Source organism: Sphingomonas bisphenolicum (genome assembly GCF_024349785.1).
GTDB lineage: Bacteria > Pseudomonadota > Alphaproteobacteria > Sphingomonadales > Sphingomonadaceae > Sphingobium > Sphingobium bisphenolicum.
In genome coordinates this window covers 3623440-3646032 of record NZ_AP018817.1, presented here as the reverse complement: position 1 = coordinate 3646032, position 22593 = coordinate 3623440, and the positions used below count along the sequence as shown (strand labels likewise).

Sequence of the window (22593 nt, the reverse complement as noted above, 5' to 3'; positions counted from 1 at the left end):
CGCAGGATCAGTTGGCGTTGCTCGCCGGTGCGGGGACGGCCGCGGGCGCAGGCGTCGTCCCGCTTTTGGGCGCGAAGCTGCGCAGGCTGGACAGCGTCTGCTCGGCGATGCCCTGATATTGTTCGCTCAGCATTTCGGGATAGACGAAGGTGGCGGTCACGATCGATCCGTCGGGTTGCTTGAGCAGGCGGATGGCGACATTATTGCCTTCGCCGTCATTGGCGGTGCCGCGATATTCATTCTCGCCGACGAAATCGCCGTCCACGCCTTCGGCGCTGTCGTTCACCGCCTCTACGATCTGCTGCAGCGTCTGGTCATTGTCGTTCTTCTGCCAGAAGACGCGCACGTCCGCGCCGGCGCCGGGGTCCTGATAGACTGCGCCGTCGGCCGTGCTGGCGGCCTTGTCGACGGTCCAGCCTTCAGGGAAGGTGATGGAAAAGCCGCGCGCCTGGTTCACATAATTGCGATTGTCGGTGTCCTCTGCGGCGGCATTGGCGAGCGCATTGGCCGCGGCGGCGTTGGCGGCGGCGGCCAGTTCCTCCTGCGTCGGCATGTCGGACACGGGTTCGGACCGGCCGCAGGCGGCGAGCAGGAGAACGGGGAGGCAGGCAACGAGAGCGGCATGTTTCATGGGACGATCCAAAGCATAGGCGCGCGGATAATTCAACGCCGCAGGCTGCTGGTCCCGATCATCTGTTCATTGCGGCCGTTCAGGCCGCGCTGTCGATGCCCAGTTCGGCGAGCTTGCGATAGAGGGTCGAGCGGCCGATGCCCAGCCGCCGGGCGACTTCCGTCATACGGCCGCGATAATGGCCGATGGCGAGACGGATGACGTCGGCCTCGATCTCGGCCAGTTGCCGGACATGGCCGTCGCCTTCGAACAGGGTGATGCCCGCGCCGTCGCGATGCGGCTGGCTGGCGGCGCGCGGGCGCAACGACAATATGCTGGCCCCGGCCTGGATCTGCGAGGCGATCTGCGGGAAATCCTGCGGCGTCAGCGCATCGCCCTCGCACAGCACGGCGGCGCGGAAGAGGGCGTTCTGGAGCTGGCGGACATTGCCCGGCCAGCCATGTTGCATCAGCAGCGCGAGCGCATCGTCGGTGACGCCCAGGCCGCGCAGCCCAGGCTGGGTGGCGATGCGGGCGAGCAGATGGCGGCAAAGCGCGGGAATGTCGCCCATGCGCTCGCGCAAGGGCGGGACGGTCAGTTGGACGACGTTGAGGCGGTAATAAAGATCCTCGCGGAAATTGCCGGCCTCGACCTCCTCGATCAGCCGCTTGTTGGTCGCGGCGATGACACGGACATCGACATGGACCGGGCGGCGCGCGCCGATCGGCTGGACTTCGCCATCCTGCAGCACGCGCAGCAGCTTGACCTGCGCCTCCAATGGCATTTCGCTGACTTCATCGAGGAAGAGCGTGCCCATGTCCGCGCTGGCGAACTTGCCGACATGGCGGTCGAACGCGCCGGTGAAGGCGCCGCGTTCATGGCCGAACAGCTCCGATTCGACGAGGTTGGCGGGGATGGCGCCGCAATTGACCGTGACCATCGCCTGTTTGTGGCGGGGGGAAGCGGCATGGATGGCACGGGCGATGACATCCTTGCCCACGCCGCTTTCGCCCTCGATCAACACCGGCACGCGGGCGCGGGCGGCCTTGGCGGCGATGGCCAGCGCAGCACGGAATTGCGGGGCGGAGCCGACTACATCCTCGAAGGAGAGGGGGGCGGTGATCTTTTCGGTGAGCGGGCGCAACTCGCCCGCCGCCGCGCCTTCGGCCAGCGTCGCATTCAAGGCGGCCAGCAGCCGTTCGGGCGCGATCGGCTTGGACAGATAGTCGGTGGCGCCGGCGCGCATCGCCTCCACGGCGATGGCGACATTGTTATGCGCGGTCAGGATCAGGATCGGCAGCGCCGGACGACGGCTGCGAATCTCGCGGATCAGGCCCGATGGCTCATAGTCCGGGCTCCATTGGTCCAGGATGATGGCGTCGAGCTGCATCCCGTCCTGCGTGCCTAGCGTCGCAATGGCGGTTTCGCCGTCGGCGGCGAAGATGGTGCGCCATCCCGCACGCGCCCCCAGCGCCGACACCAGGCGTCGCTGCGCCGGTTCGTCGTCGATCAGCATCAGCATCGGTACGCCGTCGCGCGCCATCAAAACCCCTCATATGCAACCCGGAGCCGATGGTAAGCGCAGGGGGTAAAGGCGTGCTTAACCGCGAAGAATTTTCTTGAAGGCGGCGGGTTGAGGGCGAAGACCCTTGGCGATAAGAGGTGGGCGACAATCGCTTGGGACAAGGGGACAGGATATGGCGTCGGACGGCAATATGAAGGCTGCGAATGCAACCTATGGAAGCTTCGTCGGCTTCGTCAAATGGGGCACGATCGTCAGCGTCGCGCTCGCCGCGCTGGTGGTGCTGCTGATTTCAAGCTGATCGACTTGCCGCAGGGCGACACAGGAGGCGCGCGCGCATGACGGGCGCGCCGGCGTTGATCCCCCTGTTCCTGCTGGCCTGTGCGGGCGGCTATGTCGCCGCCCGGCCGGGGCCTGATCCCGAACGGCCGCACTGGCAGTCGGGCATTGGCGGCGTGGCCGCCATCCTCCTCGTCGGGGCGCTGATCGCCGCCGCGGAAGCGGGCAGCGCGACCGCGCGCTATCTCGCCCTGATCGCCCTGCTATGCGCCAGCGCCGCGAGCGTCCTCCTGCTGGGCGTTCCGGAACGCCGCGTGTCGCCGAGTGATGACGGCGCAGGCGATGAGGACACGGACGCATGATGCCCCCGGTCGGTCCGGCATGGCTGGGCGCGCAACTGGACGGCATCGATCCGTCGCCCGTGGTGGCGGGTGCCTATCTCCTGTCCGGGTTGCTGCTGCTCGTGGGATTGTGGCTGCGCAACAGCCGCCATAGCCATCGCTGGGCGATGGCGGGCATCGCGACCGGCGCGGCGGCGGCGGTCTACAGCCATGATGTCGTCAACCTGCCGGAAATGGTCAGCGCGGTCGTGATCGGCGGCAGCATCGCGCTGTTGCTGGCGCGGCGCAGTGCGGTGGCGGCCCTGCTTTGGCTGGCCGTCGCGGGTCATGGCCTGCTGGGCGTGGCGGCGATGGCCATGGCCGCGACCCTGTGGCGCAATCCCGGCGCGTTCGGCCTGCTGGGCGACGATGGCGCGGTGCTTCCATTTGGGGGCGGGATGCTGGTGGCGGGGTTCGGCCTGGGCGTGGCGACGCTGGCGGGCGCGCTCGTCCTGGCGTTCGGGCGCAGGCTGGGCGGACTTCCCTTGCTGACCAGCGGCGCGGGCTGGGCGGCGGCGGCGCTGGGCTTTGCGATCGGCAACGGCGCGATGGTCGTGGCGGGCGGCATGGCGGGCGTCGCGGGGCTGCGCCTGGCGTGGCGCGCGCGCAGGATTGCATCAAGAGCCTTGCCCAGCGGGGCGGGCTTACCCTAACGCTACCAGCCAATCATTCCCGCAGCGGAGACGTATATGCACAAACTCGGCCTGATCGGCGGCCTTAGCTGGACCTCCACCGCGCGCTATTATGCCATCATCAACCAGGCGGTCCACCGCGCGCTGGGCGGGCAGCATAGTGCGCCGTTGCTGATCGAGAGCCTGGATTTCGCCGAAGTCGCGCGCTGCGCCACGGAAAATGACTGGGACTGCGCGGCAGGCCAGCTGATCGGCGCGGCCCAGCGGCTGGAGCAGGGCGGCGCAGGCGCGCTGCTGATCTGCGCCAATTCGATGCATCGCGTCTATGACCGGGTGCAGGCGGCGGTCGGCATCCCGATCCTGCATATCGCCGATATCGTCGGCAAGAAGATGAAGGCGGACGGCATCGAAAAGGCTGCACTGATCGGCACGCGCAACGTGATGACCGAAAAATTCTATCGCCAGCGACTGGTCGCGCACGGCATTTCGCTGCTGCCCGCCGACATGGAACTGGCCGACCGGATCGACCGCATCGTCTATGACGAACTGACCGTGGGCAAGGTCAGCAAGGAATCCGAACGCTATATGAAGTCGGAACTGACCGACATCGCCAAGGAGGACGTGCAGGCGGTGGTGCTGGCCTGCACCGAGCTGGAGCTGATCGTGGACGTAAAGGCCAATGTCCTGCCGATCTATGATTGCACCGGCATCCACGCCAAGGCGGGGGTGGAATTTATATTGGGTTGATATCCGATATCCGTTGGCCCTGAGCGAAGTCGAAGGGTTCGACCGACCGCAGGAAGGTCGCTTCGCTCAGGGCGAACGGATGGGGGCTGCCTTATCCGCCAGGCTCGGCCAGCGCGATGTCCATGTCGGCCAGCGCCAGGCGCAGCAGTTCCGCCATGGTCGCGCGCGCGGCGGCGGTGTCGCGGGCGGCGATCGCCTGGAACACGGCGCGATGGTCGGGCAGGGGATCGCGCGGCAGCAGCTTCTTGCGATGCTTGAAGGTCGTGGTCCAACTGACCGCCGCGCCGACCGAACTGGCCAGCGCCTCCAGCGCGTCATTATGGGTGGCGGCCAGGATGGCATGGTGGAAACGCTGGTCCGCGGCGCGGCCGTCGGGCGTCGACAGGCCGAAGCGGCCCATTTCCGCCAGCGCGGCCTCCATCGTCGCCAGTTGCTCGTCGGTGCGGCGGCGGGCGGCGAATTCGGCGGCGGCCGGTTCGATCACGCCGCGCAGTTCGAACAGGTCGCGGATGAAATTGGCGTCCGGCTCGCCCGCGAACATCCAGGCGAGCATTTCGGGGTCGAGCACGTTCCAGCGGCTGCGCGGCAGGACGCGAGTGCCGGCCTTGGGGCGGCTTTCCAGCATCCCCTTGGCGATCAGGATGCGCACCGCCTCGCGATAGGCGGTGCGGGAGACGCCGAGGCGCTCGGACGCCTCGATTTCACCCTCGAACAATTCGCCCGGCTTGTGCTTGCCCGTAAGGATGGCGGTGCCCAGGTCGCGGGCGATCGTCTGATGGATGCGCAGTACGCCCTCCTCGGATCCGATCTTGCGCCCGCTACCCAAATCCCCGCTCCTATAGTCTAGTCCTCAAATGCTGCCGTAGGGCAATGCCGTCCGCAAAGAAAGGCGTCCGCCACCAGACGCAGCGGCGCGGTGTCGGCGTCGACCGCCTTGTCCGCCACCAGGCCGACGAAACGGCGATACATGGTGGGATATTCCTCGTCCGGCGCCTTCATCTGCACTTCGCCGTCGAGGCGGAGGGTATTGCCGCCTTCGGACAGGAGCAGGCTGCCCTTGTCCGTCTCGACCGCGATGTCCCAGGTTTGCGGCCCGGTCTGGCGCCAGTCGAACACGGTGTCGATCGCGGCTCCGGATGCCGTCGCCATGGCCAGCGTGGCGCCGATCGGCGCCTGCTTGTTGGACGGCACTTCCAGTTCGGCCGACAGCACCGTGATCGGCTCGCCGACGATTTCGGTCAGGATCGACAGGGCGTTGATGCCCGGATCGAACACGCCAAAGCCGCCCGCTTCCCAGATCCAGGGCTGGCCCGGATGCCAGTGACGGACATCCTCGCGCCACTGTATGTCGATCCGCTCGACCTTCCGCTCTGCAATCCATGCCTTGGCCTGCGCCACGGCGGCGGCATAGCGGCTGTGCCAGCTTGCGTAGAGCGTGACGCCCTCCGCCTTGGCCAGCGCAGTCAGTGCCTCCACTTCGGACACGGTCGCGCCCGGCGGCTTTTCCAGAAACACATGCTTGCCCGCCAGCAGCGCCTGCCGGGCCGCCTGATAGCGGACCTGCGGCGGCTGGCAGAGGATGACGGCGTCGAGGTCCGGTTCGCCCGCCAGCATCGCGCCGAGGTCGGGGTAGTTGTTCACCCCTTCCCCCTGCGCGTTGCGGCTGGCGACGGCGACCAGATCGATGCCGTCGATTTTCGCAATGGCGGGCAGGTGCTGATCGCGCGCGATCTTGCCGAGCCCTACCAGACCTGCCCGGATCGTCATGCGGTGACGTCCAGCTTGCCTTCGTTACGGCGCGTCAGACCCCAGGGGTTGGCGGCCTGCAATGCGGGCGGCAACAGCGCGTCGGGCAGGTCCTGATAGCAGACGGGGCGCAGGAAGCGCATCATCGCCAAGGTGCCGACCGAGGTCGAACGGCCGTCCGAGGTCGAGGGGAAGGGGCCGCCATGGACCATGGCATGGGTCACTTCGACGCCGGTGGGCCAGCCATTGGCAAGGACGCGGCCGACCTTGCGCGACAGCGTGGGCAACAGCTTGGCGGCATTGTCCGCATCGCTGGCTTCCATCTGAAGCGTCGCGGTCAGTTGGCCTTCCAGATCGGCGATGGTGGCGATCACGTCATCGATCGTGGCGCACTTCACCAGGATCGAGGACGCGCCGAACACTTCATGCGCCAGCGCCGGGTTGGCGCGGAACTGGTCGGCGGCGGTCGCGAAGAAGGCCGACTGGCCACGATTGACGCCGTCCGCTTCGGTGCCGCGCGCGACGGTAGTGACGCCGTCCGCGCTGGCCAGCGCCTCGACGCCCTTTTCATAGGCGGCGTGGATGCCGGGCGTCAGCATGACCTGCGCCGCGTTGGCCGACAGGGCATTGGCGGCCGACGCAACGAAGCTGTCGAGATCGGGGCTGTCGAGCGCGATCACCATGCCGGGATTGGTGCAGAACTGGCCGGCGAACAGCGACATGGAACCGACGAATGCGGTGCCCAGCGCTTCGGCGCGCGCAGCGAGCGCACCGGGCAGCAGGACGACCGGGTTGATCGAGGACATTTCCGAATAGACCGGGATCGGCTCTTCGCGCTTGGCCGCGATCTGCATCAGCGCAATGCCGCCGCCGCGCGACCCGGTGAAGCCCACCGCCTTGATGCGCGGATCGGCGACCAGCGCGCCGCCCAGATCATTGGTGGTGCCGGGCAGGTAGGAGAAGACGCCTTCGGGCAGGCCGCAGGCTGCGACCGCCGCGATGATCGCGCGGGCGACCAGTTCGCCGGTGCCGGGATGGGCGGGATGGCCCTTCACCACGACCGGGCAACCCGCGGCGAAGGCCGACGCGGTGTCACCGCCCGCGACCGAGAAGGCCAGCGGGAAGTTGGATGCGCCGAACACGGCGACGGGGCCGAGCGCCTGATTGACGCGGCGCAGGTCGCTGCGGGGCAGGGGCGCGCGGTCGGGCAGCGCCTTGTCGATCGTGGCGTCCAGCCAGTCGCCTTGGCGGACATAGGAGGCGAACAGGCGCAACTGGCCGACGGTGCGGCCGCGTTCGCCCTCCAGCCGGCCGCGGGGCAGGCCGGATTCGCTCATCGCGGTGGTGATGAGCAGGTCGCCGATGGCGACGATCTGGTCGGCGACGCTTTCCAGGAAGGTGGCGCGCGCGTCGGGGGTCAGGGTGGAGAAGGCTTCGAACGCGGCGTCGGCCAGCGCAGTCGCGTCGGCGACATCGGCGACCGAGGCGTTGGAGAAGGCGATGTCGCCCCTGGCGCCGGTGGACGGGTCGATGGCGTAGAAAGGCGCGCCGCCGGTGCGCTCGCTCGCGCCGATGAGGATGGCTCCGTTGAACATGATGTTCTCCTGAATGGGGGGTGGAATAGCGGGTCGATCATGCCGCCGGGATCGGACCCGTTTGCGGCACATATCAGGCTGAAATGACAGGGAAGGGGGCGGCCTCAGATGGATAGCCGCCCCCTTTTTTACAAGGATCAGTGGTTGTCGCGCGGCAGGCCCATGGTCTGGGCGATGCGCTGATATTTCTCCGCGCCTTCCAATATGGCGCCGGTGTTCAACTGGCCGACGACCGACCGCTGGATTTCCTGCCAGGGGGTTTGCGAGGCGGGATATTGGAAGCCGCCAGCGGCCTCCAGCTTCGCCCGGCGCTCGGCCAGTTCCTCGTCCGAAATCAGGACGTTCACCGTGCCGGCTTTCAGGTCCATGCGGACCCGGTCGCCGGTTTCCAGCAGCGCCAGGCCGCCCATTGCCGCCGCTTCGGGCGAGGCGTTGAGGATGGACGGGCTGCCTGACGTGCCCGACTGGCGACCATCGCCGATGCAGGGCAGGGCCGAAACGCCTTCGGTGATGAGATAGGCGGGCGGCCGCATGTTCACGACTTCCGCCGCGCCCGGATAGCCGATCGGCCCGGCGCCGCGCATAAACAGCAGCGAGTTGGCGGTGATGCCGGTGGCCGGATCGTCGATCCTGTGATGATAATCCTCCGGCCCGTCGAACACGACCGCCGGGCCTTCGAAGGCTTCGGGATCGTCGGGGTTGGACAGATAACGATCGCGGAACTCGGCGCTGATGACGCTGGTCTTCATGACGGCGGCGTCGAACAGATTGCCCGACAGGACGAGGAAGCCGGCGTCCGTGACCAGCGGCTGGCCGAACGGACGGATGACCTTCTCATCCTCGATCTCCACGCCCTTGCAATTTTCGCCCATGGTCTTGCCATTGACGGTCATCGCGCCTTCGCGGATCAGGCCCTGGTCGATCAACTGGCTGACCACGGCGGGAACGCCGCCGGCGCGATAATAATCCTCGCCCAGATACTCGCCGGCGGGCTGGAGGTTGACCAGCAGAGGCACCTTATGCCCGACCGTCTCCCAATCCTTGAGCGGCAAGTCGACGCCCATATGGCGGGCGATGGCGGACAGGTGGATCGGTGCGTTGGTCGATCCGCCGATCGCCGAATTGACGACGATGGCGTTGTGGAAGGCGTCCAGCGTCATGATGTCCGACGGCTTGAGGTCTTCGGCGACCATTTCGACGATGCGCTTGCCGGTGAGATAGGCGACTTCCTGGCGATCGCGATAGGGGGCGGGGATGGCGGCGGAACCCGGCAGCATCATGCCCAATGCTTCGGCCAGGCTGTTCATGGTCGATGCCGTGCCCATCGTGTTGCAATAGCCGGTCGACGGCGCGGACGAGGCGACGAGCTTGATGAAGCCTTCGTCATCGATCTTGCCCGCCGCCAGCAGCTGGCGACCCTTCCAGACGATCGTGCCGGACCCGGTGCGCTCGCCCTTGAACCAGCCGTTCAGCATCGGGCCGACCGACAAAGCGATGGCGGGGATGTTGACGGTGGCGGCGGCCATCAGCAGCGCCGGGGTGGTCTTGTCGCAGCCGGTAGTCAGGATCACGCCGTCCAGCGGATAGCCATACATGGCTTCGACCAGGCCCAGATAGGCGAGGTTGCGGTCGAGGCCCGCGGTCGGGCGCTTGCCGGTTTCCTGGATCGGATGAACCGGAAATTCGAGCGCGATGCCGCCCATTTCGCGAATGCCCTCGCGCATCCGCTCGGCCAGCACGATATGGTGGCGGTTGCAGGGCGACAGGTCGCTGCCGGTCTGGGCGATGCCGATGATCGGCTTGCCGCTGCGCAATTCGTCCAGGCTCAGGCCGAAGTTCAGATAGCGCTCCAGATAGAGCGAGGTCATGTCGATATTGTCTGGGTTGTCGAACCAGGCGCGGCTGCGCAGCTTCGGGAAGGTCTTGGGCGAATCGCTCATCGGGGCATCCTGATTCAAGAAATGGCTGACGCAAAAATTGGGCATGGCGCGTTGACGCGCTCCGCCTCCTGATATACTCAGACAAATAGAAATTCAAGCACCCCAAGCGGGGAAATGTGAGCGCTACCATAAATAAAGGCCGGAGAGCGTGCTGGTGAGTGGTTATTCCGTCGTCGGGGACTGGGGGACGAGCCGTCTGCGGCTGTTCCGGGTCGAAAAGGCCGTGCTGGCGGCGCGGCGCGATGGGCCGGGGATCGGCGCGGTGGGCGGCGCGGCGGAGGCGGCCTTCGCCGACACGATCGCCCCCTGGCTGGCCGACGGCCCGCCCGAATCGATCACCCTGTGCGGCATGGCCGGCGCGCGCGACGGTTGGGTCGAGGCGCCCTATGCGGACTGCCCGGCCGATGCGGCGCTATGGCGGCAGGCGGCGATGCGTTTCGACTGGCGCGGCGCGCCGGTCGCCATCATGGCGGGGCTGGCCTGCGAGGGGGCGGACGGCATCGCCGATGTCATGCGCGGCGAGGAAACCCAGATTTTCGGGGCGATTGCCCGCGATGCTGCGCTCGGCGCCGGGCGGCATATGATCGTCCTGCCCGGCACTCACAATAAATGGTCGCTGGTCGAGGATGGCCGCATCACCGCCTTCCGCACCATGCCCACCGGCGAATTGTTCGCGCTGCTGCGCGACCGGTCGACTCTGGGGCCGAAGGTCGATGTCACCAGTCCGGTCGAGGAAGCCGCCGGCTTTGCCGAGGGGCTGGACCGCGCCAACGACGGGAAGCTGTTGCAGTCGTTGTTCGCGGCGCGCGCCATGCGGCTGCGCCAGGGCCGCTCGCCCGACTGGGCGCTGGGCTATCTGTCGGGCCTGCTGATCGGGTGCGAGGTCGCGGAGATGCGCGGCATGCTGGGTGCGACGGACAGCGTCACCCTGATCGGTGACGCCCGCCTGTCCGCCCGCTATGCGCAGGCGCTGGACAGGCAGGGCGTGACGACACACATGCTGGACGGCGACGCCTGCGCGCTCGCCGGCCTTGGCCTGACGGAGATTTGATAGCATGACCCTGGACGACCTGCTGGCTGATGGCGCGCCGCCCGTCTGCGCGATCCTGCGCGGCATCCGGCCCGACGAAGCGATCGACGTGAGCGCCGCTTTGGTCGATGCGGGCATCCGCATCCTGGAAGTGCCGTTCAATTCGCCAGATCCGCTGGTCAGTATCGCGGCGATGCAGGCCGAATTTGGCGACCGGGCGCTGATCGGCGCCGGCACCGTGCTGAGCGTCGAGGCAGTCGAGGCGCTGCACGACGCGGGCGGGCGCATCATGGTCACACCCAACACCAATCCGGCGGTGATCGCGCGTGGCGCGGCATTGGGGCTGGACCTGCTGCCCGGCTTCATGACGCCCAGCGAAGCCTTCGCCGCCATCGCGGCAGGGGCGAAGCGGATCAAGCTGTTCCCGGCGGCCCGTCTGGGCGCGGCCTATGTGAAGGCGGTCAAGGACGTGCTGCCGCGCGAGGTGGGCGTGTGGGCCGTGGGCGGCACCGGCGCGGACACGATCGGCGAATGGCTGGCGGGCGGCTGCGAAGGCATCGGCGTGGGCGGCGCGCTCTACAAGCCGGGCGACGACGCGGCGACGGTCGGCCAGCGCGGCCGCGATCTGGTCGCGGCGTGGCAGGCGACGCTGCGCTGACAGTCAGGCGACCGTTTCCGGCACGTCCGCAGGTCTGTCCAGCACATCCCGAACCTTGGCGGCGAGATCGGCATAGCTGAAGGGCTTGGTCAGCAGGTCGACGCCTTCGTCCAGCCGGCCGTGATGGACGATGGCGTTGCGGGCATAGCCGGTGGTGAACAGGATTTTGAGGGCGGGCCAGCGCAGCTTGGCCGTGGCCGCCAGATCGGCGCCGGTCATGCCGCCGGGCAGGACGACATCGGTGAAGAGCAGGTCGACCGGTCCCTCGGCCGCCTCCAGCGCCTCCAGCGCGGCCGCGCCATCGGCGGCCGGGACGACATGATAGCCAAGGTCGCGCAGCACTTCGAAGGAATAGGCGCGGACATTATCGTCATCCTCGCATAGCAAGATGGTTTCCTGTCCGCCCGTCGCCGCGAACGCAGGCGTTTCCGGCGCGTCCTCCATGGTCGTGCAGCCATGATGGCGCGGCAGATAGAGCATGACGCTGGTGCCCTGGCCCGGCTCCGAATAGACCCGCATATGGCCGCCGGACTGTTTGATAAAGCCATAGACCATCGACAGGCCAAGGCCGGTGCCACGCCCGACATCCTTGGTGGTGAAAAAGGGTTCGATCGCCCGCGCCAGCGTCGCGTCGTCCATGCCTTCGCCGGTGTCCGACACGCCGATCATGACATAAGGGCCGGGCGCCAGGTCGGTTTCGCGCGCGGCCTGCTGCGCATCGATATGGCTGTTGCTCACCTCGATCGTCAGCTTGCCGCCATCGGGCATGGCGTCGCGTGCGTTGACCGCAAGGTTCAGCAGCGCATTTTCCATCTGGTTGACGTCGACGGCGATGGGCCAGGGTTGGGGCGCCTCCATCGTCGTCACGCTGATGGTTTCGCCGAGCGTCCGGTGCAGCATGTCGGACATGCCCGCAACCAGCCGGTTGGGATCGGTCGGGCGCGGATCGAGCGGCTGGCGGCGGGAGAAGGCGAGCAGCCGCTGCGTCAGCACGGCCGCCTTGTCTGCGCCCGCCGCCGCGCGCGCCACCATGCGCTGAAGCCGGGCGTCGTCGGCGGGCAGCGCGCGTTGCAGCAGTTCGAGGTTGCCGGTGACGATCTGGAGCAGATTGTTGAAGTCATGCGCGACCCCGCCGGTCAACTGGCCCAGCGTCTCCATCTTCTGCGCCTGGCGCAGCGCAGCTTCGGCATCGGCCAGCGCGCGGGCATGGGCGCGCTGTTCGGTGACGTCGCGGGCAACGGCATAGATGATGTCGCCGTCGGGCGCGGCGGTCCAGCTGAAGGTGCGATAATCGCCGTCGCGCGTGCGGAATCGATTGTCGAATCGCAGCACCGGCTGGCCATGCGCCAGGCCGTCAATCTGATCGCGGGTGGGCTGGATGTCGTCGGGATGCTCCATCCATTCGGCGGTGCGGCCGATCAGTTCCGCCTCGGTCCAGCCCAATATATCGGTCCAGGCCGGACTGGCCGCGAGCCAGACGCCGGTCGTGTCGGCGATCAGGAACGGGTCGCGCGCCAGCGCCCAGATGCGGTTGCGGTCGGCCAGCATCGCCCGTTCCGCCAGGACGCGCTGGGTCGTCTCGCTGACGATGCACAGGACGCCGCCGATCGATCCGTCGGCTTCGAACACGGGGGAATAGCTGATGTCGAAATAGACGTCCTCGCCGCGCCCGCCGTCGCGCTCGATATAGAAGGGGCGATCCTTGGCATGGACGGTTTCGCCGGTGTCGAGGACGGACCGGAGCAGCGGGCCGAGATCGGCCCACAATTCGCTCCAGCCTTCGCGCGCGGGGCGGCCCAAGGCGCGTGGATGTTTGTCGCCGATCGTCGGGACATAGCTTTCATTGTAGAGGGCGCAGAAGTCCGGCCCCCAGAACAGCACGATCTCCGCCCTGGACGACAGCATCAGGCGCACGGTCGAGACGAGGGTGGGCGACCAGCCGTCGACCGGGCCGAGCGGGGAGGACGCGTCGAGCCGGGCGGTGAGGGCGCCGATCGGCCCCTGTGCGGCGATCATCGCGGCTGTTCCCGGCGATGCGGCGGTCATCGAAAACCCCTGTAGAAAATCACGTTGGAAGGATACGCCTGCGGGGCGTTTTGTTTCCCCCCTCCACTGCCAGCGCCTGGGCTGATTTGTCCATGCCTATGTCGTGCAGGACGGCTTGAAAAGGGCAGGGCATGAGCGCATGGACCCGGCATGACAGTGTCTCCCTTCACCCGCGCCGCTCCGTCCGTTTCGCGTCCCGCCGCCATCGCCCGCTGGTTGCTGGTCGTCGCCCTGCTGGTCTTCTGCATGGTGGTCGTGGGCGGCATCACGCGGCTGACCGAATCCGGCCTGTCGATTACGCAGTGGAAGCCGATCACAGGCGCTATCCCGCCGTTGACCCACGACCAGTGGATGGAGGCGTTTCGCCTCTATCAGCAGATTCCCGAATATCAGCAGTTACGCCAGGGCATGACCCTGTCGGATTTCCAGTTCATCTTCTTCTGGGAATGGCTGCACCGGCTGCTCGGCCGCCTGATCGGCGTCGCCTTCGCCCTGCCGCTGGTCTGGTTTGCGGCGCGGCGGGCGATCCCGGCGGGCTATGGCGGACGGCTGGTTGCCTTGCTGGCGCTGGGCGGATTGCAGGGGGCGATCGGCTGGTGGATGGTGAAGTCGGGCCTGTCGGTGCGCACCGACGTCAGCCATTACCGGCTGGCGGTGCATCTGCTGACGGCGCTGTTCATCATCGGCGGGCTGGTGTGGACCGCGCTCGACCTGCGCGCGCTGGCGCGATCGCCGCGGGCGCGGCCTGCTGCGCTGCGTCCCTTCGCGCTGCTGGTGCTGCTGGTGCTGCTGGTCCAGTTGATGCTGGGGGCCTTCACCGCCGGCCTGGACGCGGGCTATGTGTCGAACACCTGGCCGCTGATGAACGACCATGTCGTGCCCGAAGGCATCCAGTGGCTGGGGTCGCTCTGGGCCACGGTGTCGAGCGATCCCTATCTCGTCCATTTCCTGCATCGCTGGTGGGCCTGGGTGGCGGCGGTGGCGCTGGTCGTGCTGGCGCGGGGCGCGAAGCAGGCCGGGCAGCGGGGCGCATCGATTGCGATCAACGCGGCGGTCGGCACACAAATCCTGCTGGGCATCGCCACCGTCATCAGCGGCATCGCGCTGCCGCTCGCCGTACTGCATCAGGCGGTCGGGGCGCTGGTCGTGGTCGCCGCCGCCTGGGGCGCCCATGCCGTGGGCGTGCGCCGTTGAGGCGGCTGCTCGCCGCCGCGCTGATCGTCCTCAGCCAGCCGGCGACGGCGCAGGGCATCGCCGTCCCCTTCGCGCCGCCCACGGACAGGGCGTTGGTCTATCGGATCGAGCAACATCGGCCGGTCGAAGGCGCGACCCGCCGGTTCAGCGCGATCCGCGACCTGAAGTTCGAGCGGGCGGACCAAGGCTATATCTTGCAGGCGACGCTGCGCGCCATCGACAGCGATGCGCCGGCCGCCGGGGCGGAGCCCTATCGCGCTGCGCTGACCCCGCTGATCGGCGTGGTGCTGCGGTTCCGGTTGGACGGGCAGGGGCGGATCGTCGGCCTCGACAATGTCGACGCCGCCTGGGGCGCGGTGCAAGCGGGAATCGACGCCATGCTGGCCACGTTCGCGCCCGATACGCCGCGGCACAAGGCGGCGGCCAATGTCCAGGCGCTGTTCGCCAGCCTGTCGCCCGACGGTCGGCTCGCGCTGCTGGCCGGCGAAGTCCAGCCGATATTCCTGTTCGCGGGCAGCACTGTGGAAGGCGGCGAAGGGCGCGGGTTGCGCACCGTGGCAGGATCGCCGCTGGGCCGGCCGGTGCCGGTCGAAGGCACGCTGCGCGTCGTCGGGCAGCCGGCCGATGCGCTGGACCTGGAGGAGAAGCTGGCGGGCGCGGGCGTGCAGGTCGATATCCATTATCGCCTGTCGCGGACCAGTGGACTGGTGGAAACGCAGCAGCGCAGCCTGGCCGTGGGCACGCTCGCCCTGACCGAAAGCCGCACGCTGATGCCTGCCAATTAGGGAGAGGTATTATTTTACCCGTCAGCAAAGGGGCCGAATCTCTTGACTTGTCGGGCCTCACCCGTCATTAGCGCCCCACTTCCGGGTGTCGGCGACGGCGCCCGGTTTCATTTTTATTCTGGAGTATTGGCACCATGAAGGCGCTGATGAAGACCACCAAGCCGGCGACCCCGGCAACGGTCGAAAAGAAGTGGGTCCTGATCGACGCCGACGGCCTCGTCGTGGGCCGTCTCGCTTCGACCGTGGCGAATATCCTGCGTGGCAAGCACAAGACCAGCTTCACGCCCCATGTCGATTGCGGTGACAATGTCATCATCATCAACGCGGGCAAGGTCAAGTTCACCGGCAAGAAGCTGACGGACAAGGTCTATTACAAGCACACCGGCTATGCCGGCGGCATCAAGGAAACCACGCCTGCCAAGATCCTGGAAGGCCGTTTCCCCGAGCGCGTGCTTGAAAAGGCCATCGAGCGCATGATCCCCCGTGGCCCGCTGGGCCGCCAGCAGATGCGCAACCTGCGCGTCTTCGCCGGCACCGAGCATCCCCACGAAGCCCAGAACCCCGAAGTGCTCGATTTCGCGTCGCGCAACCGCAAGAACAAGGTGGGTGCATAATGTCCGATAACCGCCAGTCCCTGTCCGACCTCGCGGCGATCGCCGCCGAAGCCGCTGCCGCTCCGGTCGCCGCTGCTGCTGCGCCTGCCGCTGTCGTGGAAGGTGAAGAAGCCGCTGCGCCGATCGCGCCCCCGGTTTCGACCATGCCGCTGCGCGAGCAGGAAATCGACAGCCTCGGCCGCGCCTATGCGACCGGCCGTCGTAAGGATGCCGTCGCCCGTGTGTGGGTGAAGCCCGGCACCGGCAAGATCACGGTCAATGGCCGCGATCAGGAAGTCTATTTCGCCCGTCCGACCCTGCGTCTGGTGATCAACCAGCCGTTCGGCGTGACCGATCGCAACGGTCAGTATGACGTGATCGCCACCGTCAAGGGCGGCGGCCTGTCGGGCCAGGCCGGCGCGGTCAAGCATGGCATCGCCCAGGCGCTGACCAAATATGAGCCTGCGCTGCGCAGCGCGGTCAAGGCCGAAGGCTTCCTGACCCGCGACAGCCGCGTCGTCGAGCGTAAGAAGTACGGCAAGGCGAAGGCCCGCCGCAGCTTCCAGTTCTCGAAGCGCTAAGCTTTTTCGAACATCAAAACAGGAAAGGGGCCGGTTTCCGGTCCCTTTTTTGTTGTGCGTAACAGATGGGTTATCCGTCCGCCGGCACGGCCACCTCGACAGCGCCCGGCGCGATCTTCACGGTCACCGGCGTCTTCGCCAGCACTTCGCCGTCGATCGAGATGCGCTGGCGCGGCTTGGTCTCGATCCTGAACGACTTCCCGTGAAATTCCTCTGTATGGGCATCGCGATCGCGCAGCTTGAAGAATTTGGCGTACCAGTCCCAGGCAAGACGCGGCTTGCTGCGCCCGACCACCGCCTGAATCACGATTTCGCCGGTATCGACATCGGCATGGTCGGACAGTTCGACCCCGCCATGATAGGGGCCGTTAAGGATGCGCACCTCGGTCGACCACAGGCGGTGTTGATTTTCGCCATCGTCGATCGTCAGGCGGAAGGCACGGAAGCCGACCGAACATTTGACCGCCCACATCAGATAGCCGATCCGTCCCAGATAGCGCTTCAACTTGTGCGGCACGGTCCGGCCGATCATCGGCGAGAGGCCCAGTGAGGCCGCGTTGACGAAATAATCCTGATCGATCATGCCCAGGTCCACGCGGCGACGTTTGCCCCCGGCGATCGCCTGCACTGCGCCGTCCAGGTCCAGCGGCAGGCCCAATGTCCGCGCAAAGCTGTTCGCGGTGCCGAGCGGCAATATGCCGAAGACGCAGTCCTTGCCGACAAACTCGTCCACCGTGCCGGACATGGAGCCGTCGCCGCCCCCCACGATAACCATCGGCGCGCCGCTGTCCACCGCCTCGCGCACGATCTGCGCCATCTTCTCCGGCTCTTCCACCGCATGGGCGGCGATCAGGCGGACGCCAGCGGCCTCCAGCTTCTCCTTCGCCTGTGCGAAATTATCCTGCCCGCGTCGGCTATGGGCATTGACGACCAATATGGCGTCCTTGGGAAGGGGTTTCGTTTCCATGCCGCAATAACTCCGTCCGATCGATTTCGGGTGCATCGAAAAGCATCGGGAAACCCTAGGCCATGGATTCGTTACCCTGGCATGGCTCGCATCGCGCATCTTTCCGATATTCATTTCGGCGCCAACGATCAGAGGATCGTCGACGCCGCCACCGCCTGGCTGGAGGCACGCCGTCCCGACCTTGTGGTCATCAGTGGCGACTTCACCCAGCGCGCACGGGTGGAGCAGTTCAAACAGGCGGCGGCCTGGCTGGGGCGGCTCAAGGCCGCAGGGCTGAAGACGCTGGTCATTCCGGGCAATCATGACGTGCCGCTTTACGATGTGGTGCGACGGTTTGCCGCGCCGCTGGATCGCTATAAACGCTATGTCAGCAACGATCTGTGCCCCTTCTACGAAGATGGCGAGGTCGCGATTCTGGGTCTCAACACCGCCCGGTCGCTGACGATCAAGGATGGGCGGATCAACCATGACCAGATGGACATGCTGCGCGATCGCTTCGCCAAGGTGGCGCCGGCCAAGACCCGCATTTTAGTGACACACCATCCGCTGTTTTCCATGCCGATCGGCCGGGGCGGGGAGTTGAGCGAGGCGGTCGGCCAGCATGACGATGCGGTGAAGGCGGCTTGCGAGGCCGGCGTGCATCTGGCGCTGGCCGGCCATTTCCACCGCACCTATGCGGAGGCTGCTCGCAAGATGGTGGAGCATAGCGGTGGCGCGCTGGTGATCCAGGCCGGCACCGCCACGTCCACCCGACTGCGCAACGATGAGCCGCAAAGCTTCAACTGGCTGCATGTCCGCCGCAACAACGAGATGGAGTTGCAGGTGATCGTGTGGGACGGCACGGCGTTCCGGCGCGCGAGCCATGTGGAATATCGGCATGACGGTGAGACATGGGCGTCGCGGGAGGTGACGGATGCGCCGACGGTGGGCGAGGTGGTTGGGATGAGTAGCAACCGATCCCCCGACTTGAATACAAATTTTTCGGGGTAGCTGCCATCCTGGGCCTGACCTAGGTCTTGGATATTATGAGCATGCAGATGACGGATATGGGCTGGTCGCTGACCGAAAAGGAGAAGCAGACGCTGCGCCTGATCGTCCGCGGCCATGATGCGAAGTCGATCGCGCGGAGCCTGGGCCTGTCGGTCCATACGATCAACGAGAGGCTGCGCGATGCGCGGCGCAAGATGGCGGTGTCGAGCAGTCGGGAGGCCGCCCGGATGCTGCTGGAGGCAGAGGGTGGCGATCCGGGCACGTCCCCCGATTATTTGGTGGACAGAGAAATCGGGGCAGACGCGCTTGCGGCTCAGGCGGATGAAGACGGCGCGCCGATCAGCGGCGCGGGGCGGACAACCCGTCCTTTCTGGATCATCATCGGAGTAGTTCTCATGACGCTTGTCCTTGGCCTGCTGGCGCTTGCAGCCTTGCCGCAACTCGCTTCCGCCCCCTCGTCACAGGCGCCGACCGCCACAGAGGCTGCGTCGCGCACGGAAGTGGTCGACGCCGCGCGACAATGGCTGGTCCTGGGGGATCAGGGGCGTTGGGAGGACGGCTATCGCGCGACGGGATCATCCTTCCGCAAGGCCAATACGCCAGAGCTCTGGGCATCGGTGCAGGACAAGGTGCGCACCCCACTGGGCGCGCTGATATCCCGCGACCTGCTCAGTCAGGAATATCTGCTCGCCCCGCCCAACGGCTTTGAGATGGCGAAGTTTCGCACGCGCTTCGCCAACAAGGCCGAGGCGACGGAGTCGGTGACGCTGGAACGCGAAGATGGCGTATGGCGTGTGGTGGCCGTCATGATCGAGTGACAGGCGAAAGCGCTAGGTTTTCCCTTTGAGCGCGGCGGCCAGTGATACGGTCGCGCTGCCGCGCTTTGCCGGTCCTGCCTGGCTGGGATCGGGTTTCCAGCCGGACAGATAGACTAGCGCCATATGTTCGCCGGTGCGGCCGTCCGGGTCGGCGGCATCGGCGAAATGGCCCGCTGCGCGCATCAGCACCTCTCGCGTCAGGACCGGCGCGCGCGTGTCGAGGACATTGCCCGCGCCCATGAAGCGCAGGTCGTGCATCAGGCGCACGACATCGCCATAGCGGATGGTCAGCGTTTCGCCGTCCGCGACCGGCATGGCGAAGCCGGCGCGGCTGAGCAGATCGCCGGCCGATCGCACATCGACCTGCGGGTGGACATGCTGGCCGGGCCGGTCGGCTTCGGCGGCGAGCAGGGCGGATTTGAGGCGGGGCAGGCTGCCCGCGCCCGCAAAGGCCGCGAGCATCAGCCCGTCGGGGCGCAGCACGCGCCGCATCAGGATCAGCGCGCCGGGCAGGTCGTTCACGCTGTCGAGCGTGCCGCAGGCGACCACCAGATCGAAACTGTCGTCGGCGAAGGGCAGGGCGTCCTCGTCCATCTGGACGCCGCCCGCCGCTTTGGCCGCAAGGAAGCCGGGATCGGCGCAGGCGACGCGCTTGCCCATCGCCTCCAGCGCCGCCTTCGCGCTGCCATCCGGGCAACCGATGACCAGCGCTTCGGGCAGGTCGCGCTGCACGTCGGTCAGGCGATCGAGCAGTTCGTCCAGCATCGCGCGATAGAGGAAGTCATGATCGGCGAAGGCTGGCAGCATCCGGTCGCGCTGGCGCGCACGCCGGGCGCGGTCGAAAATGTCGGGGCGATTATCCATGGCGGGCCTTGTGCATCGGGCGCGAAGTGCGGACAAGGCAGATGATGTCGCTCCTCCCGCTTCTCAAGGGCGTTTTGCAGCCTGTCGTCGATTATGCGCTGCCGCCGCGCTGCCCCGGTTGCGGCGCCATCGTCGGCGCGGATTTCGCCTTCTGCCTGTCCTGCTGGAGCAGCATGGAATTGCTGGGCGAGCCTTGCTGCGCCCGTTGCGGCGCGCCCTTCCCGCATGACATGGGCGCGGGGGCCGAGTGTGGCGCGTGCATGGCCGACCCGCCGCCCTGGGACAGCGCGCGCGCGGTGCTGGCCTATGGCGATGTCGCCCGGACGGTGGCGCTGCGGCTCAAATATGGACGGCGCATCGGCCTGGCGCGGCTGATCGCGCGGCAGATGCTGCGTCATGTGGGGGACGAGGAGGCCCTGATCGTGCCGGTGCCGCTGCATCGCTGGCGGCTATGGCATCGGGGGTTCAACCAGTCGGCGTTGATCGCGGATCATCTGGGACGGCTGACAGGCTGGCCGGTGGACAAGCGGGCGTTGCGCCGGGTGAAGCGGACCGCGCCGTTGCGGGGGATGAATCCCAGAGCGCGGGCGAAGGCGGTGCGGGGCGCCTTCGCATTGGCGGATGCGTCCGCGATCACGGGGCGGCGCGTGCTGCTGATCGACGATGTCCATACCAGCGGGGCGACCGCGGCGGCCTGCGCGCGGGTGCTCAAGCGCGGCGGTGCGGTGGACGTGCGGCTGTTGTGCTGGGCGCGGGTATTGCCGGATGCCGATGGAGAATGAGGCGCGGCGATTGACAAAGCGGCGCGTTCCCCCAATTTCGGAAGAAAGGAGCGTCTCATCATCATGGCGAATGTCGAAATCTATACCAAGGCTTGGTGCGGCTATTGCGCCCGCGCAAAGGCGCTGCTGACCGACAAGGGCGTGGCGTTCCAGGAATATGACATCAGCATGGGCGGCCCCAGGCGCGACGAAATACTGGAGCGCGCGCCCGGTCGAACCACCGTGCCGCAGATTTTCATCGACGGCCGGCATATCGGTGGCAGCGACGACCTGTCGGCGTTGAACCGGGATGGCAAGCTGGACGCGTTGCTGGGCCTGTGAGTAGCAGGATGCGCGCGGCGCTGTTCCAGATGACCAGCGGGATCGATCCCGCCGTCAACGCCGCCGCCATCGTCGAGATGGTGAAACGGGCGAAGGGCGAGGGCGCGGACATGCTGTTCACGCCCGAAATGGCGGGCTGCCTGGACCGCGACCGCAAGCGTGCGGCCGATACGCTGCGGAGCGAGGCGGAGGATGTTGTGCTGGCCGTCGTGCGCGATGCGGCGGTGCGCGAGGGGCTGTGGGTGCATATCGGATCGCTGCCGCTGAAGGGCGAACGGGCCGACGGGCGCTGGGCCAATCGCAGCTTCCTGATCGACGACAGCGGCGAAATCCGCGCCCGCTATGACAAGATCCATCTGTTCGACGTCGATCTGGCGACGGGCGAAAGCTGGCGCGAATCGTCGGTCTATGGACCGGGCGAACAGGTGGTCGCGGCGGACACGCCCTGGGGCCGGATGGGCTTTTCCATCTGTTACGACATGCGCTTTCCCGATCTTTATCGCGCGCTGACCAATGCGGGGGCGACGATCCTGCTGGCGCCTGCCGCCTTCACCGTGCCGACCGGCCAGGCGCACTGGCATGTGCTGCTGCGCGCGCGGGCGATCGAGGCGGGCTGCTATGTCATTGCGACCGCGCAGGTTGGGACGCATGCCGATGGGCGGACCACCTATGGGCATAGCGTGGTGATCGATCCCTGGGGCGAGGTGCTGCTCGACATGGGCGACGCGGCCGGGCTGGGACTTGCGGAACTGGACCTGACGCGCATAGGGGATGTGCGCGGGCGCGTGCCGGCGCTCGCCAACCGCCGTATGATACCGAAGGATGTGACGATTTCGTGATCGTGTTCGACCTGAAATGTGCGGGCCAGAGCCATGTGTTCGAAGCATGGTTCGGGTCCAGCGCCGATTATGAGGATCAGAAGGCGCGGGGCCTGCTCGCCTGCCCGCTATGCGGCGATGTCGATGTGACCAAGGCGGTGATGGCCCCGGCGGTCGGTGCGAAGGGCAACAGCCGCGCGGTCGCTGTGCGCGAGGAACCCGCCGCGCCCGCGATGAGCGGCGCGGACCAGGCGAAGATGAAGGCGCTGATCGAGGCGCTGGCGACCGCGCAAAGCAAGGCGCTGGAGGACAGCACCTGGGTCGGGCGTGGCTTCGCCGAGCAGGCGCGCGCGATGCATTATGGCGAAAAGGACCGCAGCAGCATCCATGGCGAGGTCGCCCCGGCCGAGGCCAAGGCGCTGATCGCCGAGGGGGTGGAGGTGGCGCCGCTGCCCTTTCCCGTCATCCCGCCGCAGGCCAAGAATTGAGCCATTAATTGACCGCACAGAATTGACCGGGCGCGCCGCGCGCAATAGAGCCGTCGCCGGGCACCCGTAGCTCAGCAGGATAGAGCATCAGATTCCTAATCTGAGGGCCATGGGTTCGAATCCCGTCGGGTGCACCATTCTCCTCGGTCAGCGTCCCCTCCAGGGTGGAAAAAACGCCAGATGCGTTGCGCGGGTGACGGCCTACAT

Annotated in this window: 25 protein-coding genes and 1 tRNA gene; 17 read left to right on the top strand and 9 right to left on the bottom strand. The window is 67.0% G+C overall.

The annotated features are described in order from the left end of the window. Positions 1 to 7 precede the first annotated feature (7 nt). Both SBA_RS18110 and SBA_RS18105 read right to left on the bottom strand, forming a co-directional pair. Entirely contained in the window at positions 8 to 631 is a 624-nt protein-coding gene (locus tag SBA_RS18110; protein ID WP_261935412.1) for a hypothetical protein, read from the bottom strand. Between the two features lie 79 nt (positions 632 to 710). Beyond that, entirely contained in the window at positions 711 to 2153 is a 1443-nt protein-coding gene (locus SBA_RS18105; RefSeq protein WP_261935411.1) for a sigma-54-dependent transcriptional regulator, read from the bottom strand. 154 nt (positions 2154 to 2307) lie between these two features. On the opposite strand from SBA_RS18105, the gene SBA_RS18100 reads away from it, so the two are divergent. The 4 genes from SBA_RS18100 to SBA_RS18085 are packed head-to-tail and all read left to right on the top strand — an operon-like array spanning position 2308 to position 4170. After that, complete coding sequence (locus SBA_RS18100) at positions 2308 to 2433, top strand: aa3-type cytochrome c oxidase subunit IV (protein ID WP_261935410.1); 126 nt, start codon at positions 2308 to 2310, stop codon at positions 2431 to 2433. 37 nt (positions 2434 to 2470) lie between these two features. Then, positions 2471 to 2773, top strand: a complete 303-nt coding sequence (locus tag SBA_RS18095) for a hypothetical protein (protein WP_261935409.1) — start codon at positions 2471 to 2473, stop codon at positions 2771 to 2773. Then, complete coding sequence (locus SBA_RS18090; RefSeq protein ID WP_261935408.1) at positions 2770 to 3444, top strand: hypothetical protein; 675 nt, start codon at positions 2770 to 2772, stop codon at positions 3442 to 3444. Before SBA_RS18095 ends, SBA_RS18090 begins: the two co-directional genes overlap by 4 nt. Positions 3445 to 3480: 36 nt before the next feature. Next, complete coding sequence (locus SBA_RS18085) at positions 3481 to 4170, top strand: aspartate/glutamate racemase family protein (RefSeq protein WP_261935407.1); 690 nt, start codon at positions 3481 to 3483, stop codon at positions 4168 to 4170. A gap of 91 nt (positions 4171 to 4261) precedes the next feature. Here SBA_RS18085 and SBA_RS18080 read toward each other — a convergent pair whose 3' ends face one another. From SBA_RS18080 to SBA_RS18065, 4 genes are all read right to left on the bottom strand, one after another. After that, positions 4262 to 4996, bottom strand: coding sequence for a FadR/GntR family transcriptional regulator (locus tag SBA_RS18080; protein WP_261935406.1), 735 nt, complete (start codon positions 4994 to 4996; stop codon positions 4262 to 4264). 17 nt (positions 4997 to 5013) lie between these two features. Then, on the bottom strand, positions 5014 to 5937 hold the full coding sequence (locus tag SBA_RS18075) for a Gfo/Idh/MocA family protein (protein WP_261935405.1): 924 nt from the start codon (positions 5935 to 5937) through the stop codon (positions 5014 to 5016). Further along, positions 5934 to 7511: an aldehyde dehydrogenase (NADP(+)) gene (locus SBA_RS18070; protein WP_261935404.1), complete on the bottom strand. Its 1578-nt coding sequence runs from the start codon at positions 7509 to 7511 to the stop codon at positions 5934 to 5936. Before SBA_RS18070 ends, SBA_RS18075 begins: the two co-directional genes overlap by 4 nt. Before the next feature lie 137 nt (positions 7512 to 7648). Beyond that, on the bottom strand, positions 7649 to 9451 hold the full coding sequence (locus SBA_RS18065; protein WP_261935403.1) for an IlvD/Edd family dehydratase: 1803 nt from the start codon (positions 9449 to 9451) through the stop codon (positions 7649 to 7651). 154 nt (positions 9452 to 9605) lie between these two features. Between SBA_RS18065 and SBA_RS18060 the strand changes: the two genes are divergently transcribed. After that, on the top strand, positions 9606 to 10502 hold the full coding sequence (locus SBA_RS18060; RefSeq protein ID WP_261935402.1) for a 2-dehydro-3-deoxygalactonokinase: 897 nt from the start codon (positions 9606 to 9608) through the stop codon (positions 10500 to 10502). A 4-nt stretch (positions 10503 to 10506) separates the two neighbouring features. Further along, the gene (locus SBA_RS18055; protein ID WP_261935401.1) at positions 10507 to 11139 is read left to right on the top strand and encodes a 2-dehydro-3-deoxy-6-phosphogalactonate aldolase; all 633 of its coding nucleotides are present in this window, start codon (positions 10507 to 10509) and stop codon (positions 11137 to 11139) included. A 3-nt stretch (positions 11140 to 11142) separates the two neighbouring features. On the opposite strand, the gene SBA_RS18050 is transcribed toward SBA_RS18055, so the two are convergent. After that, entirely contained in the window at positions 11143 to 13185 is a 2043-nt protein-coding gene (locus tag SBA_RS18050) for a hybrid sensor histidine kinase/response regulator (RefSeq protein ID WP_261935400.1), read from the bottom strand. A 150-nt stretch (positions 13186 to 13335) separates the two neighbouring features. On the opposite strand from SBA_RS18050, the gene SBA_RS18045 reads away from it, so the two are divergent. The 4 genes from SBA_RS18045 (at position 13336) to rpsI (ending at position 16338) form a co-directional block, all read left to right on the top strand. Then, a complete protein-coding gene (locus SBA_RS18045; protein WP_224551204.1) occupies positions 13336 to 14379 on the top strand; it encodes a COX15/CtaA family protein in 1044 nt (347 codons plus the stop codon). Continuing rightward, positions 14376 to 15164, top strand: coding sequence for a hypothetical protein (locus SBA_RS18040; protein ID WP_261935399.1), 789 nt, complete (start codon positions 14376 to 14378; stop codon positions 15162 to 15164). Before SBA_RS18045 ends, SBA_RS18040 begins: the two co-directional genes overlap by 4 nt. Before the next feature lie 134 nt (positions 15165 to 15298). Further along, on the top strand, positions 15299 to 15778 hold the full coding sequence (rplM, locus tag SBA_RS18035; protein WP_082679079.1) for a 50S ribosomal protein L13: 480 nt from the start codon (positions 15299 to 15301) through the stop codon (positions 15776 to 15778). After that, complete coding sequence (gene rpsI / locus SBA_RS18030) at positions 15778 to 16338, top strand: 30S ribosomal protein S9 (RefSeq protein WP_261935398.1); 561 nt, start codon at positions 15778 to 15780, stop codon at positions 16336 to 16338. Before rplM ends, rpsI begins: the two co-directional genes overlap by 1 nt. A gap of 70 nt (positions 16339 to 16408) precedes the next feature. Here the strand turns inward: rpsI and SBA_RS18025 are convergent, their stop codons facing one another. Then, positions 16409 to 17305, bottom strand: coding sequence for a diacylglycerol/lipid kinase family protein (locus SBA_RS18025; protein ID WP_261935397.1), 897 nt, complete (start codon positions 17303 to 17305; stop codon positions 16409 to 16411). Between the two features lie 81 nt (positions 17306 to 17386). On the opposite strand from SBA_RS18025, the gene SBA_RS18020 reads away from it, so the two are divergent. Beyond that, positions 17387 to 18295: a metallophosphoesterase family protein gene (locus tag SBA_RS18020; protein WP_261935396.1), complete on the top strand. Its 909-nt coding sequence runs from the start codon at positions 17387 to 17389 to the stop codon at positions 18293 to 18295. A gap of 35 nt (positions 18296 to 18330) precedes the next feature. Next, a complete protein-coding gene (locus SBA_RS18015; protein WP_261935395.1) occupies positions 18331 to 19113 on the top strand; it encodes a helix-turn-helix domain-containing protein in 783 nt (260 codons plus the stop codon). A gap of 12 nt (positions 19114 to 19125) precedes the next feature. Here SBA_RS18015 and SBA_RS18010 read toward each other — a convergent pair whose 3' ends face one another. Next, positions 19126 to 19977, bottom strand: a complete 852-nt coding sequence (locus SBA_RS18010; RefSeq protein ID WP_261935394.1) for a class I SAM-dependent methyltransferase — start codon at positions 19975 to 19977, stop codon at positions 19126 to 19128. A gap of 41 nt (positions 19978 to 20018) precedes the next feature. On the opposite strand from SBA_RS18010, the gene SBA_RS18005 reads away from it, so the two are divergent. The 5 genes from SBA_RS18005 to SBA_RS17985 all read left to right on the top strand — a co-directional run bounded on the left by SBA_RS18005 (position 20019) and on the right by SBA_RS17985 (position 22523). Beyond that, positions 20019 to 20759: a ComF family protein gene (locus SBA_RS18005; RefSeq protein WP_261935393.1), complete on the top strand. Its 741-nt coding sequence runs from the start codon at positions 20019 to 20021 to the stop codon at positions 20757 to 20759. Positions 20760 to 20822: 63 nt separating this feature from the next. Beyond that, a complete protein-coding gene (gene grxC / locus SBA_RS18000) occupies positions 20823 to 21080 on the top strand; it encodes a glutaredoxin 3 (RefSeq protein ID WP_261935392.1) in 258 nt (85 codons plus the stop codon). Positions 21081 to 21088: 8 nt separating this feature from the next. Next, entirely contained in the window at positions 21089 to 21919 is an 831-nt protein-coding gene (locus SBA_RS17995) for a carbon-nitrogen hydrolase family protein (protein ID WP_261935391.1), read from the top strand. Then, positions 21916 to 22386: a DUF1178 family protein gene (locus tag SBA_RS17990; RefSeq protein WP_261935390.1), complete on the top strand. Its 471-nt coding sequence runs from the start codon at positions 21916 to 21918 to the stop codon at positions 22384 to 22386. Before SBA_RS17995 ends, SBA_RS17990 begins: the two co-directional genes overlap by 4 nt. 60 nt (positions 22387 to 22446) lie before the next feature. Further along, a tRNA-Arg gene (locus tag SBA_RS17985) sits at positions 22447 to 22523 on the top strand. The last annotated feature ends 70 nt before the right edge of the window (positions 22524 to 22593 follow it).

Excerpts from the sequence above, each read along its gene's own strand:
- SBA_RS18020 (WP_261935396.1), top strand. The coding sequence starts at position 17,387 with ATGGCTCGCATCGCGCATCTTTCCGATATTCATTTCGGCGCCAACGAT.
- SBA_RS18100 (WP_261935410.1), top strand. The coding sequence starts at position 2,308 with ATGGCGTCGGACGGCAATATGAAGGCTGCGAATGCAACCTATGGAAGC.
- SBA_RS18025 (WP_261935397.1), bottom strand. The coding sequence starts at position 17,305 with ATGGAAACGAAACCCCTTCCCAAGGACGCCATATTGGTCGTCAATGCC.
- SBA_RS18015 (WP_261935395.1), top strand. The coding sequence starts at position 18,331 with ATGAGCATGCAGATGACGGATATGGGCTGGTCGCTGACCGAAAAGGAG.
- SBA_RS18090 (WP_261935408.1), top strand. The coding sequence starts at position 2,770 with ATGATGCCCCCGGTCGGTCCGGCATGGCTGGGCGCGCAACTGGACGGC.
- SBA_RS18065 (WP_261935403.1), bottom strand. The coding sequence starts at position 9,451 with ATGAGCGATTCGCCCAAGACCTTCCCGAAGCTGCGCAGCCGCGCCTGG.
- SBA_RS18095 (WP_261935409.1), top strand. The coding sequence starts at position 2,471 with ATGACGGGCGCGCCGGCGTTGATCCCCCTGTTCCTGCTGGCCTGTGCG.
- SBA_RS18075 (WP_261935405.1), bottom strand. The coding sequence starts at position 5,937 with ATGACGATCCGGGCAGGTCTGGTAGGGCTCGGCAAGATCGCGCGCGAT.
- SBA_RS18105 (WP_261935411.1), bottom strand. The coding sequence starts at position 2,153 with ATGGCGCGCGACGGCGTACCGATGCTGATGCTGATCGACGACGAACCG.
- grxC (WP_261935392.1), top strand. The coding sequence starts at position 20,823 with ATGGCGAATGTCGAAATCTATACCAAGGCTTGGTGCGGCTATTGCGCC.
- SBA_RS18045 (WP_224551204.1), top strand. The coding sequence starts at position 13,336 with ATGACAGTGTCTCCCTTCACCCGCGCCGCTCCGTCCGTTTCGCGTCCC.
- SBA_RS18010 (WP_261935394.1), bottom strand. The coding sequence starts at position 19,977 with ATGGATAATCGCCCCGACATTTTCGACCGCGCCCGGCGTGCGCGCCAG.
- rplM (WP_082679079.1), top strand. The coding sequence starts at position 15,299 with ATGAAGGCGCTGATGAAGACCACCAAGCCGGCGACCCCGGCAACGGTC.
- rpsI (WP_261935398.1), top strand. The coding sequence starts at position 15,778 with ATGTCCGATAACCGCCAGTCCCTGTCCGACCTCGCGGCGATCGCCGCC.
- SBA_RS18085 (WP_261935407.1), top strand. The coding sequence starts at position 3,481 with ATGCACAAACTCGGCCTGATCGGCGGCCTTAGCTGGACCTCCACCGCG.
- SBA_RS17995 (WP_261935391.1), top strand. The coding sequence starts at position 21,089 with ATGCGCGCGGCGCTGTTCCAGATGACCAGCGGGATCGATCCCGCCGTC.
- SBA_RS18110 (WP_261935412.1), bottom strand. The coding sequence starts at position 631 with ATGAAACATGCCGCTCTCGTTGCCTGCCTCCCCGTTCTCCTGCTCGCC.
- SBA_RS18005 (WP_261935393.1), top strand. The coding sequence starts at position 20,019 with ATGATGTCGCTCCTCCCGCTTCTCAAGGGCGTTTTGCAGCCTGTCGTC.
- SBA_RS18070 (WP_261935404.1), bottom strand. The coding sequence starts at position 7,511 with ATGTTCAACGGAGCCATCCTCATCGGCGCGAGCGAGCGCACCGGCGGC.
- SBA_RS18050 (WP_261935400.1), bottom strand. The coding sequence starts at position 13,185 with ATGACCGCCGCATCGCCGGGAACAGCCGCGATGATCGCCGCACAGGGG.
- SBA_RS18055 (WP_261935401.1), top strand. The coding sequence starts at position 10,507 with ATGACCCTGGACGACCTGCTGGCTGATGGCGCGCCGCCCGTCTGCGCG.